At 71.4% G+C, this 12,343-nt stretch carries 9 protein-coding genes; all 9 read right to left on the bottom strand.

Annotation, left to right across the window (positions count from 1 at the left end; genetic code table 11):
• Positions 1-462: 462 nt before the first annotated feature.
• A complete protein-coding gene (gene tuf, locus GH740_RS11630) occupies positions 463-1,653 on the bottom strand; it encodes an elongation factor Tu (protein ID WP_367641521.1) in 1,191 nt (396 codons plus the stop codon).
• A gap of 165 nt (positions 1,654-1,818) precedes the next feature.
• Complete coding sequence (gene fusA, locus GH740_RS11635; protein WP_367641522.1) at positions 1,819-3,933, bottom strand: elongation factor G; 2,115 nt, start codon at positions 3,931-3,933, stop codon at positions 1,819-1,821.
• A gap of 115 nt (positions 3,934-4,048) precedes the next feature.
• The gene (gene rpsG, locus GH740_RS11640) at positions 4,049-4,519 is read right to left on the bottom strand and encodes a 30S ribosomal protein S7 (RefSeq protein ID WP_153746285.1); all 471 of its coding nucleotides are present in this window, start codon (positions 4,517-4,519) and stop codon (positions 4,049-4,051) included.
• A gap of 5 nt (positions 4,520-4,524) precedes the next feature.
• Complete coding sequence (rpsL, locus tag GH740_RS11645) at positions 4,525-4,893, bottom strand: 30S ribosomal protein S12 (RefSeq protein WP_013584051.1); 369 nt, start codon at positions 4,891-4,893, stop codon at positions 4,525-4,527.
• A gap of 292 nt (positions 4,894-5,185) precedes the next feature.
• Positions 5,186-6,001, bottom strand: a complete 816-nt coding sequence (locus GH740_RS11650; protein ID WP_153746287.1) for a hypothetical protein — start codon at positions 5,999-6,001, stop codon at positions 5,186-5,188.
• On the bottom strand, positions 6,001-7,446 hold the full coding sequence (locus tag GH740_RS11655) for a DUF5684 domain-containing protein (protein WP_153746288.1): 1,446 nt from the start codon (positions 7,444-7,446) through the stop codon (positions 6,001-6,003). The genes GH740_RS11650 and GH740_RS11655 overlap by 1 nt, the downstream gene beginning before the upstream one ends.
• The gene (locus GH740_RS11660) at positions 7,443-9,953 is read right to left on the bottom strand and encodes a transglutaminase domain-containing protein (RefSeq protein ID WP_153746289.1); all 2,511 of its coding nucleotides are present in this window, start codon (positions 9,951-9,953) and stop codon (positions 7,443-7,445) included. The genes GH740_RS11655 and GH740_RS11660 overlap by 4 nt, the downstream gene beginning before the upstream one ends.
• Complete coding sequence (locus GH740_RS11665) at positions 9,950-11,374, bottom strand: DUF58 domain-containing protein (protein ID WP_253941395.1); 1,425 nt, start codon at positions 11,372-11,374, stop codon at positions 9,950-9,952. Before GH740_RS11665 ends, GH740_RS11660 begins: the two co-directional genes overlap by 4 nt.
• Positions 11,371-12,336 (bottom strand): MoxR family ATPase, encoded by a 966-nt coding sequence (locus GH740_RS11670; RefSeq protein WP_153746290.1) that lies wholly within the window; start codon positions 12,334-12,336, stop codon positions 11,371-11,373. The genes GH740_RS11665 and GH740_RS11670 overlap by 4 nt, the downstream gene beginning before the upstream one ends.
• Positions 12,337-12,343 lie beyond the last annotated feature (7 nt).

Raw genomic sequence — 12,343 nt, forward strand, 5'->3', positions numbered from 1 at the left:
AACAGTCAGGACGAGGATAATTTGGCATTTGACAAGTGCACGCTGTTGAGTTCTCAAGGATCGGACGCACCCACGACCAGGCCAAAACCATCACGCAGGGCAACTTCACAATCATACCCGACCCGCATCCAGAGTCAAACCCGACGGCGGCAGCCGAGGCCGCTCCCGTCGATCCTCTGAAAGGATAGGGATCCCCCGGAACGTCGCGCCGAAGCGCTGATTCTCGGGGTGGTCCGCTGCTTGAGGGGGCGGGGCCTTCCGGCCTCTCCGCACGACCCTTTGGGGCGAACAAGAGATACTTTACGCGATCCGCGGGCGCGCGCCAAATCGCCTGTGACGCCCGGGCGCGTCGCGCTCACGCACCCCCGGGACGCGCCTACGCGCCGCCGAAACGCACGCCGCCCGCGGACGACACAGGGGCCGGATCCCGAAGGATCCGGCCCCTGTGGAGGTCCGAAAGGACTACTTGATGATCTTCGTCACCGTGCCGGCGCCGACAGTGCGGCCACCCTCACGGATAGCGAAGCCCAGGCCCTCCTCCATGGCGATCGGCTGGATCAGCTCGACCGCCATGTCGGTGGTGTCGCCGGGCATGACCATCTCGGTGCCCTCGGGCAGCGAGATGACGCCGGTGACGTCGGTGGTGCGGAAGTAGAACTGCGGGCGGTAGTTCGTGTAGAAGGGGTTGTGACGGCCACCCTCCTCCTTGGACAGGATGTACGCCGTGCCCTCGAAGTTGGTGTGCGGGGTCACCGAGCCGGGCTTGACGACGACCTGGCCGCGCTCCACCTCGTCGCGCTTGGTGCCACGCAGGAGCAGACCACAGTTCTCGCCGGCCCACGCCTCGTCGAGCTGCTTGTGGAACATCTCGATACCGGTGACGGTCGTCTTCTGCGTCGCGCGCAGACCGACGATCTCGACCTCGGAGTTGATCGCGAGCGTGCCGCGCTCGGCGCGACCGGTCACGACCGTGCCACGGCCGGTGATCGTGAAGACATCCTCGATCGGCATCAGGAATGGCTTGTCGCGGTCGCGCACCGGGTCCGGCACGTTGTCGTCGACGGCCTGCATCAGGTCGAGGATCGACTGCGTCCACTTCTCGTCGCCCTCGAGCGCCTTCAGCGCCGACACGCGCACGACCGGGGCGTCCTCGGCGAAGCCCTGGCTGGCCAGAAGCTCGCGGACCTCGAGCTCGACGAGCTCCAGGATCTCCTCGTCGTCGACCGCGTCGGACTTGTTCAGCGCGACCAGCAGGTACGGCACGCCGACCTGCTTGGCCAGCAGCACGTGCTCGCGCGTCTGCGCCATCGGGCCGTCGGTGGCGGCGACCACGAGGATCGCACCGTCCATCTGCGCGGCACCGGTGATCATGTTCTTGACGTAGTCGGCGTGACCCGGGGCGTCCACGTGGGCGTAGTGACGCTTGGGGGTCTCGTACTCGATGTGCGAGATGTTGATGGTGATGCCGCGCTGACGCTCCTCGGGAGCCGAGTCGATCGACGAGAAGTCGCGCACGACGTTGACAGCCGACGGGTACTTGTCGGCAAGCACCTTGGAGATCGCGGCAGACAGCGTGGTCTTGCCGTGGTCAACGTGACCGATCGTTCCGATGTTCACGTGCGGCTTGGTCCGCTCGAACTTGGCCTTAGCCACTGGGTCCTCCTCAGGACGGTCGTGTAGGGATCCCGGGCACTGGATTGCGACCGGCTCGCTACGGGGATGTCTCTCAGTGTAATAGAGAGGGTGTGGTGGATTTGTGTGAAGTTGTGAGAGGGGCGGATGCCACGGCCGTGTCGTACCGCCGTGGCATCCGGGCGATCACTCGCCCTTGGTCTTCTGGATGATCTCCTCGGCCACGGCCTTGGGAACCTCGGCGTAGCTGTCGAACTCCATCGAGTAGACGGCGCGACCGGAGGTCTTCGACCGGAGGTCGCCGATGTAGCCGAACATCTCCGACAGCGGGACGAGCGCGCGGACGACCTTCACGCCCTGCGCGTCCTCCATCGCCTGGATCTGCCCGCGGCGGCTGTTCAGGTCGCCGATCACGTCGCCCATGTACTCCTCGGGCGTACGCACCTCGACGGCCATGATCGGCTCGAGGATGACCGGGTTCGCCTTGCGGACGGCCTCCTTGAAGCCCATCGAGCCGGCGATCTTGAACGCCATCTCGGACGAGTCGACGTCGTGCGACGCGCCGTCCAGGAGGATCGCCTTCACGCCGACCATCGGGTAGCCGGCCAGCACGCCGACCTGCATGGCGTCCTGGAAGCCCTGGTTGGTGGGCTCGATGTACTCGCGCGGGATGCGGCCACCGGTGACCTTGTTCTCGAACTCGTACGTCTTCTCGGCCGTGATCTCCAGCGGCTCCAGCGCGAACTGCACCTTCGCGAACTGACCCGATCCACCGGTCTGCTTCTTGTGCGTGTAGTCGTGCCGCTCGACGGTCTTGCGGATCGTCTCGCGGTACGCGACCTGCGGCTTGCCGACGTTGGCCTCGACCTTGAACTCGCGCTTCATGCGGTCCACGATGATGTCCAGGTGCAGCTCGCCCATGCCCTTGATGACGGTCTGGCCGGTCTCCGAGTTCTGCTCGACGCGGAACGTCGGGTCCTCTTCGGCGAGCTTCTGGATGGCGACACCCAGCTTCTCCTGGTCGGCCTTGGTCTTGGGCTCGATGGCAACCTCGAGGACGGGCTCCGGGAATGTCATCGACTCCAGCACCACGGGGGCGGCCATGTCGGCGAGGGTGTCACCGGTGGTGGTGTCCTTCAGGCCGATGACGGCGTAGATGTGACCGGCGGTGACGGCGTCGACCGGGTTCTCCTTGTTGGCGTGCATCTGGAAGATCTTCCCGATGCGCTCCTTCTTGCCCTTGGTCGCGTTCATCACCTGCGCGCCCGAGTCGATGTGACCCGAGTACACGCGGATGTACGTGAGCCGGCCGAAGAACGGGTGCACCGCGATCTTGAACGCGAGCGCCGCGAACGGCTCGTCGCGCCGCGGGTGCCGCTCGATGATCTTCTCCTCGTCCTTCGGGTCGCGCGCCTCGATGGCGGGCACGTCCTCGGGCGAGGGCAGGTAGTCCACGACCGCGTCCAGCATCGGCTGCACGCCGCGGTTCTTGAACGCGGATCCGCACAGCACCGGGTACAGCTCGCCGCTGACGGTGAGCTTGCGGATGGCGCCCTTGATCTCGGCGACCGTGAGCTCCTCGCCGCCGAAGTACTTCTCGAGCAGGTGGTCGTCGGACTCGGCCACAGTCTCGAGCAGCTTCTCGCGGTACTCGGCGACCTTGTCGGCGAGGTTCGCGGGGATCTCCTCGACCTCGTAGTGGGCGCCCATCGTCACGTCGCCCTTGGCGTCGCCGGGCCAGACCAGGGCGCGCATCTCGACCAGGTCGACGATGCCGACGAAGTCGTTCTCGGCGCCGATCGGCAGCTGCAGCACGAGCGGCTTGGCCTTGAGCCGGTTCACGATCGTGGAGACCGTGAAGTAGAAGTCGGCGCCGAGCTTGTCCATCTTGTTGACGAAGCAGATGCGGGGCACGTCGTACTTGTCGGCCTGGCGCCACACGGTCTCGGACTGGGGCTCCACGCCCTCCTTGCCGTCGAACACCGCGACGGCACCGTCCAGGACTCGCAGCGACCGCTCGACCTCGACCGTGAAGTCGACGTGGCCGGGCGTGTCGATGATGTTGATCTGGGTGCCGTTCCAGAAGCAGGTCACCGCGGCGGAGGTGATGGTGATGCCGCGCTCCTGCTCCTGCTCCATCCAGTCCGTGGTGGCCGCGCCGTCGTGCGTCTCACCGATCTTGTGGTTGACGCCCGTGTAGAAGAGGATGCGCTCGGTCGTCGTCGTCTTGCCGGCATCGATGTGCGCCATGATGCCGATGTTGCGGACCTTCTTGAGGTCGGTGAGCACGTCTTGTGCCACGGGATGTCTTCCTTACGTGTTGAAAGTTGTCCGGACCGGTGACCGGCCCTTCGTCCCGCCGCGCGCGCCCAGGGGGCCTGGGATCAGGCCCCCGAGCGAGCGGACGAGGATGCTGCTACCAGCGGTAGTGCGCGAACGCGCGGTTGGACTCGGCCATCTTGTGCGTGTCCTCGCGGCGCTTGACCGCGGCGCCCAGGCCGTTGGAGGCATCCAGGATCTCGTTCTGGAGGCGCTCGGTCATCGTCTTCTCACGACGACCCTTGGCGTAGCTGACCAGCCAGCGCAGCGCGAGCGTGTTCGCGCGGTGCGGCTTGACCTCGACCGGCACCTGGTAGGTCGACCCGCCGACGCGGCGGCTCTTGACCTCGAGGGTGGGGCGGACGTTGTCCAGCGCCTTCTTCAGGGTGGCGACGGCGTCCTGGCCGTTCTTCGCCTCGACGCCCTTCAGGGCGCCGTAGACGATCGACTCGGCCAGCGACTTCTTGCCGTCGACGAGGATCTTGTTGACCAGCTGCGACACGACGGGCGCGCCGTAGACGGGGTCGTTGACAACGGGGCGCTTCGGGGCGGGACCCTTACGAGGCATCTGTCTCAACCCTTCTTCGCGCCGTAGCGGCTGCGAGCCTGCTTACGGTTCTTCACGGCCTGGGTGTCCAGGGCGCCACGGACGATCTTGTACCGCACACCCGGGAGGTCCTTGACACGACCGCCGCGGACGAGCACCAGCGAGTGCTCCTGCAGGTTGTGGCCCTCGCCGGGGATGTACGCGGTGACCTCGGTGCCGTTGCGGAGCTTGACACGGGCGACCTTGCGCATCGCCGAGTTCGGCTTCTTGGGCGTGGTCGTGTACACGCGGGTGCAGACACCCGCCTGCTGCGGGTTCGACTTCAGGGCGGGAGCCTTGGTCTTGGAGACCTTCGGCGAGCGCCCCTTGCGAACCAACTGCTGAATGGTTGGCACGTTCTTCCTTCTCTGTTGTGCTGCACGGTGACAGCATTCGTGTCTCCCCCGTGACATCCCGGGCCTGTCGGTCCGGAAGCCCACGGGCTCACATGGATCCACCGGCACGATGCGAGAGCGCCGGGCGTTGTCTGGTGGATATGCCGTGGGGGTGGCCTGTTCGCAGGCCGTTCCCTGAGAGGTGCGGTCCAGCGTTCCCCTCGCCGCACCCGCATGCGGGCACAACTCGAGGGCGCATGAGCGCACACTGACCCAATGATACGCGCCCGGACAGGACCCGGTCAAACGCGGGTCAGGGGGCGGGGATGCCGAGCAGTGCCGCCAGCGCGACGGCGGCCGCCGCCACCGCCGCCAGCAGAACGCCTCCCGCCACGAGCGCCGCGCGGCTGCGGCGCCGGGCCGGCCGGGCCGGCGTCCCCGACTGCCGTGCCGGGGTCCGCGGCGGCGCGGGCGCGCGATCGATGCGCACCGGCTCGGCGGGACGCGGTCGGTAGATGGCGCGCTCGGGCTGGCCGGCCGACGCCGTCCGGACGGTCGGCGGCGACGCCTCCGCGGGGCGCGGCGCCGCGTGCGCAATCGCCCGCGGCGGTTCGACGGGCGCGTCGGCGTCGACGGGCGGGGCCGGGCTGCGGCGCACGCCGCCGGTGCGCTGCCGGGTGACGATCGTCTCCTCGGATGCCGCGCCCAGGCGCAGCGCCTGGTCGATGTCGTCGAAGCCGGAGACATCCGGCACGGGCGCGATCCGGCCCGGCACACGGCCGGAGACCACGGTGCGGTCGAGGTCGTCGGGGAGCACCGTGGACCGGAGCGCCCGCGACCGGTCGCCGGCATCCGCGTCGGCCGGCGCACGGTGTGCGGCCGCCTCGGCCTCGAGGGCCGTGCGGCGCCGGCGGGACACCACGGTGTCCTCGATGTCGTCGTCCGGCAGCCGGGCGGGCGACGACCGGCCCGAGACGACGGTCTCATCCAGGTGCTCCGGGGGGACGTACGTGCCGCGCCGGGGGCCGGTCACCCCGCCCGGCGGGTCGTCGGGCGCCATCCGCCGCGGTCGGGGCCGCACCCGGATGGTGTCCTCCGGGATGTCGTACAGGGGCCGCGGGTCGGTCATCACGTGTTGTCGCGGGCGAGGGCGAGCTCGGCGTCGCCGAGCAGGAACCGCTCCACTATCGGCATCGGCCGGCCCGGCGCCACCTCGATCTCGGTGCCGTCCAGGTCGATCAGCACGACGCCGTTGGTCGAGTCCAGATCGGTGATGACCCACGTGCCGTCCCGCAGCTCGAGGCGCGCGTGCGTCTTGGACATCGTGCGGGTCTCGTCGGCGATCGGGACGAGCTGCGCGGCGGGAAACGCGGGGTCGAAACTCGGCCGGCGGCCGAGGATGAGCACGTCCTGCGTTATGGCGATGGGCGCGCCCAGCGGCGGCACCAGCATCCACGCCGTCCGTCTGCGGGCGGCGAGGATCGTCTCGTCGAACGCCGACTCCGCGTCGGGCAGCTCGGGCTGTCCGCGCAGGGCCGACACCGAGGAGCGTGCGGCCATCGGCGCGCCGAGCACGGGGGCGCCGGCGACCGCCGAGACCTCCCCGGACGTGTCGGAGAAGCCGTACGGCTCGGAGCCGAACGGCGCGCGCGTCGCCGGGGGCGGCGCCCAGGGATCGGTCGCCGGTGCCGGCGGAGCGGCCGCGGCACTCACGGGGTCCGCGGGGACGTCGTCGCCAGCCGGGGACGCACGTCGATCGACGGCCGGCGCGGGCTCTTCGGTGGCGACGGCGGGGCGCGGCGCGGCGGGCACGTCGTCCGCCGGCGTCACGACGGGGGTGGTGCCGGTGAACGGCGCGTGATGACGGGCGCGCAGGTCGTCGAAGCCGTCCGACTCCTCGGGGACGTCGCCGTACGCGGGTGTGTCCAGCAGCGGCTCGCGATCGGCGAGGGAGGTCATCGGCGCGGCGCCCGACGGCGCGGATCCGGCCGGGACATACGAGAGTGGGCCGGATGCCGCCGGCACCGGGCCCGTGGCGGGGGACATCCGGTCCCCTGCGGTCGTGGTGCGCGCGGCCGCGGCGGATGCGGCGGGCGCGCCGGTGTGCCACGCGAGCGCCTGCGGCCGTGGCGCGTCCATCGCTTGCGCGGGAGCGGGCGCCCCGGTGCGCACCGGCCCGACGCGGTGGCCGGAGCCGGGGGATGCACCCACCCAGCGGTTGCTGGACCAGCCCACGACGCTCGCCCACACGGGGAACAGCAGCGCCGCCAGGACCGTCATCCCGGCGCCGTAGCCGAATCCGACGTTCAGCCGGTGGCACGCGACGATCATCAGCACGTACAGCACGACGGCCGCGGGCGGGATGATCAGCAGCAGCATCCACCATCCGCTGAAGCCGCCCAGCTGCAGCAGCGTGACGCCGTTGAGGATCGGCACCCACGCCTTCCATCCCTGCTCGCCGGTCTTGCGGAACACGGCCTGCAGGGCCAGCGCCGTCCACACGTAGGCGACCAGGCCCAGAAGCACGGACACGAGGACGGATGCCGTGCCTGCGGCGATGACGCTGTCGTTCATGATTCGGCGGGCGTCGCGTGCTGAGCGCGCCCCCTCCCCTCCGTGCTGGTCCCCGGTGCCGTGGAACGTGTGGCCGGGCGGCGTCGGTCGCGGTGCGGTGCGGTGCGGGGCAGGCCCCGCAGGAACGATCTCAACGATACGGCCGCCAGCACCCGGCGCCATAGCGGCACGGCCGCCGTCATCCGTCTGCGCTCGTCGTCGACGATCGACCAGAACCGTGCGGCGTCGTCGTCGCGGGGGTCCTGATCCGAGAACACGGCCCGGTCCGCCGTCACCGCCAGCGTCGCGGCGTGCGGCGTCGCGTACGCCGTCGCGAGCTCGGTCCGGGTCTGCGCGTGCGGGGCGGGCAGGCCGTGGTCGACGGCGGCGTCCACGTACTCCTCCCAGCCTCCTTCGATCCGGGCGCGGGGGGCCGGCGCGCCGCGGCGGCCGCGGCGGCGGACGAGCTTCGCCGTCAGCACCGCGCCGAACGGGCCGATGACCACGAGCAGACCCAGCAGCGAGATGCCGGCGATCCGCAGCCCCGCCCACAGGCCGTCGAGGTTCGCGGCCTCGTCGGGGGTCCGGCCGGTGTCGGCGGACTCCTGCCGGGTGGGGTCGGGCGGGTCGACCACCTGCGCGGACTGGGGCCGCACGTCGGTGGGGTTCTCCGGGTCGCGCTGACGCGTCACGGTGTTCTGCGCGCTCTCGGTGTGCTGCGGGGTCACCTCGACGGGTACCCAGTCTCCCGCGGAGGAGCGCACCTCGGTCCACACCGCCAGGTCGCCGCCCGTGCACACCCCGCCTTGGCAGGCGGCGATGCCGGGGGCGGCGCGCAGGTGGGCGCCCACGACGACGCGGGACGGGAATCCCAGCTGCTGGGCGATCAGGGCCACCGCGACCGCGAACTGCTCGTCGTCGCCGGGAGCCGCGACGAGGGACCCGCCATCGGCGCTGGCCTCACGGTCCAGCAACCGCCGGAACATCGCGTCGATGCGGGCGAGGGAGTGGCCGGAGGTGCTGGGCTGGAACGCGTAGCCGGGGCCGAGGGCGCGCACCCAGTCGGCGCCGGCGGTGGCCGTCAGCGCGTGGCTGAGGTATCCGCGCTCCCGTAGCAGCTGCACAAGACGTGCAAGTCCCGCGCCGTCGGTCCCGGCATCCTGCGTCTGGATCCACGTCTTGACGCTCTCGGGGACGACGACCTGCGGCTCGTCGCCCGGCGCTCGCAGCGATCCGAGCGCGGGGACGGCGGGACGGGATGCCGTGATCTCATACGTCTCGCCGGCGTGCAGGCCGTCGGCCTGCACGCCCGCGCCGGAGCCGGCGTCGTAGTAGAAGGCGTCGGCGTGGGACGGCGCGTCCGCCCCGGCGAAGCGCAGGCTCTGCAGCGACCCGAACGTCGGCAGCCAGATGCCGCGCAGCCCCTCCACGCCGATGCGGACCGTGGACACCGGTCCCGCTGCGGCGCTGCGCACGGCGGGGACGCGCAGGAACCGGGCGTCCACCTCGTCCTGGGGTGCCACCGCGTAGGCGGCGCCGTCGTACCAGGACAGGGTCGCGAGCCGGATGCTGTCGGGCAGCGGGCCGTCGACGGCGGTCACGGTGAAAAGGGGCGCGGTGAACGTGGCCTGCGTGAAGTTCGTGCGGTACGCGGTCAGCGGGGTCACCGCGCGGCTGATGGCCTGCGCGGGGCCGGTGCCGCTGCGCAGCACCTCGCGCGTGCGTCCCTCGGCCACGGCGGGCGCTATCAGCGCCCCCACGGCGACGGCGACCACGACCATGCCGGCGGCGAGGGCCGCGCGGCGCGCGTCGGACCCGGTCCGGCGCCGCGCCAGGCGCACGCCGCTGGCGTCGGCGGCGCGGCGCAGCGCGTCGCGGCGCCACGCGGCCGACCGCCACGACAGCCAGAACACCGACAGCACGAGCGCGAGCGCCCCGCACGCGAGCTCGCGGAACGCCGGGATCGTGACCGGACCAATCGCAAGGGGGCCGCTGACGACGGTGCGGCCGAACAGCAGCCCGAACGCGGTCATCGCCATCGCGACGGCGGAGGCGGCCGTGCCGTACCGCTGCGGGCGCCAGGCGAGCCGGAGCACTGCGAGCGTGCCGCACAGGAACACGACCAGGGCGGGCATCATCAGGTTGCGGTACGTGCCCACCGGCACCTGCACCGTGACCAGGTCCTTCCAGCCGGTGACCACGCCGGTGGCCACCTGTCGCACGGACGCGCCGATCCCCCCGGTGTCGGCGGGCGGCGCGGCGATCCCGAAGCCGAGCAGGCCCAGGCCGATCACGGCGACGAGCGTCGTCTGCCAGCCGGGCCAGGACCATACCGTGGCGGCGCACGAGATCACGACCCCGGCCAGCACCGCGGTGGCCGCCAGCAGCAGGAACCGCGGGTCGGCGTACACGGGCCAGGCGGCCCACGCCGCGACGGCGGCCATCGCGAGCGCGTACGCGGTCCCGGCGAGCACGAACCGGGTGCGCAGCGCCGCGATATCCGGCCGCCCCACCACCCGGCGGCTCATGCCGTCGCCTCCGTGCCCATGGTGGACTGCGCGCCGCGCAGCAGCAGGCCCGGCAGGTCGCTGAGCAGCCCCACCGTCATCACCGTGAGATCGCCGAGGGCCCGCGTGCGGGGCGCGGCCTTCTCGTCGGCCACGACGGCGACGACCGCTGTCGACGCCGCGAACGCCAGCGCCGCCTGCCGCAGCCGCAGCGGCGTCGTCCGCGAGCCGCACACGACGAAAGCGAGCGACAGCACCTCGGATGCCTCCACGGCCAGACGGCACACCTCCGGCAGCGGCATGGTGTCGTCATGCGCGTCGAGCCGGGAGAACCCGTCCAGGAGCCCCCGCGGCGTGCCCGCCTGCAGCACCTCGATCGACTGCATCCTCCCCCGCACGACACGGGGGATCTCGGCGCCGGTCACCACGTCGAGGTCGCGTCCGTCGCGCACCGCCTGGACGGCGAGGGATGCCGCGACGCCGACGCCGAGCTCGAACTCGTCGTCGGTCTCGTACTCGCCGCGGGCGAGGCTGAGGATCACGGCCAGCCGGGACCGGCGGGTCTCCTCGAACTGACGGACCATGAGCCGGCCGGTCTTCGCGGTGGACTTCCAGTGGATCTGCCGCCGCGCGTCCCCGGGCACGTACTCGCGGATGGCGTGGAACGACATGTCCGCGTCCACGAGCCGGCGGCTCGACCGGCCCTCCAGGTCGCGGATGAGGCCGCCGCTCGTGGCCGGCACCGCAACGGTACGCGGGTGCACGTAGATCTCGTGCCGCTCGTCCCACTCGTGCTCACGGCGGACAAGGCCCACCGGGTCGCTGCGCACCGCGGTGGGCGGACCGACCGTGATCACGCCGCGCCGGAGCGCCGGGATCGTCACCGGCTGGGACACCTCGTGGCCACGGCGCAGCAGCGGCACCCCGAGCTCCACGAGCCCATCGCCGACGGGCAGGTCCAGTCGCCCGGGCAGGGCGGTGCGGCCGCCGACGTTGCGGATGGTGATGGTGCCGTCGAGCTGGTCGCCGGCCACGACCCGCTCATGGTTCAGGTGCACGGACACGTCGTAGCCGCGCGCGCCGAACAGGAACGGCAGGCTCATCGCGAGCAGGGCCAGCGACGCGAATCCCGCCACGAGCGCCTCGATCCAGCCGAACGCCCAGCCGAGGGCGAGGATCACGGTGCCGAGTGTCAGGACGAGCCATCCGGCCGGGTTGACGGTCTCCCGCAGCCAGCGCCCGGCCACGCCCGCGGCGTCCCGTATCCGCCGCCCGTCGCGCAGCACCGTCATCACGGCGTCGACGAGCCATCCGCGGCGCAGACCGGCCAGGCGGGTGCGCACGGTGGTCGACCCATCGGGCGCGGTCAACGTGCTCGAGAGGGTGGCCCCCTCGGGCAGGCTGCCGCCGGTGCGGACGCGCGGACGGGTCGATCCGGTCATACTGTCTCGCGGTGACTGGGCGGGGCGACATCCAGCAGCACCCGGCCTATCACGGCCTCGGCGGTGACGCCGTCGAACTCGGCTTCGGGGTGCAGGATGAGCCGGTGCGAGAGCACCGGGACGGCGAGCGCCTTCACGTCGTCGGGCGTCGCGTACGTGCGCCCCTGCGACGCCGCCCGGGTCCGGGTGGCACGGGTCAGGGCGAGGGCGCCGCGGATGCTGACGCCGAGCCGGACCTGTTCCGCGGCACGGGTCGCGTCCACGAGGCGGGCTATGTAGTCCAGGACGAGTGCGTTCGTGTACACGCCGCGCGCGAGGTCGGCCATCGCCACGAGCGTCTGCGGCGTCACCATCGGCTCGAGTTGCGCGGTGGGGACGGCGGCGCCGTCGAGGATCCGCACCGTGGCGGCGTGGTCCGGGTAGCCGAGCGAGGTCTTCATCAGGAACCGGTCCAGCTGCGCCTCCGGCAGCCGGTACGTGCCCGCCTGCTCGACGGGGTTCTGCGTGGCGATGACCAGGAACGGGACGCCCACGGGGCGGGTGACGGCGTCGATCGTGACACGCCCCTCCTCCATCACCTCCAGGAGCGCGGACTGCGTCTTGGGACTGGCCCGGTTGATCTCGTCGGCGAGCACAATGTTCGCGAACACCGGGCCGGCGTGGAACTCGAACGCCCCCGTCTTCTGGTCGTACACGGTAATCCCGGTGATGTCGCCGGGCAGCAGGTCAGGCGTGAACTGGATGCGGGTGTTCGTGCCCCGCACGGACTGCGCCAGGGCGCGGGCCAGCGACGTCTTCCCGGTCCCGGGGACGTCCTCCAGCAGGACATGGCCGTCGCTGAGCATCGCCGTCAGCACCAGGTCGATCACGTGGCGCTTGCCGAGCACGGCCTGTTCCACGTTGTCGGCGAGGGCGCGGAACGTGTCGGCGAACCACGTGGCCTGTTCCTGGGGGATCGTCATGCAGGGC

The organism is Microbacterium sp. SYP-A9085, assembly GCF_009649635.1.
Classification (GTDB): Bacteria; Actinomycetota; Actinomycetes; order Actinomycetales; family Microbacteriaceae; genus Microbacterium.

Bases quoted from the DNA above. Each gene is read 5' to 3' on its own strand.
- GH740_RS11670 (WP_153746290.1), bottom strand. From the start codon at position 12,336: ATGACGATCCCCCAGGAACAGGCCACGTGGTTCGCCGACACGTTCCGC.
- GH740_RS11660 (WP_153746289.1), bottom strand. From the start codon at position 9,953: ATGAGCCGCCGGGTGGTGGGGCGGCCGGATATCGCGGCGCTGCGCACC.
- GH740_RS11650 (WP_153746287.1), bottom strand. From the start codon at position 6,001: ATGACCGACCCGCGGCCCCTGTACGACATCCCGGAGGACACCATCCGG.
- rpsG (WP_153746285.1), bottom strand. From the start codon at position 4,519: ATGCCTCGTAAGGGTCCCGCCCCGAAGCGCCCCGTTGTCAACGACCCC.
- GH740_RS11655 (WP_153746288.1), bottom strand. From the start codon at position 7,446: ATGAACGACAGCGTCATCGCCGCAGGCACGGCATCCGTCCTCGTGTCC.
- GH740_RS11665 (WP_253941395.1), bottom strand. From the start codon at position 11,374: ATGACCGGATCGACCCGTCCGCGCGTCCGCACCGGCGGCAGCCTGCCC.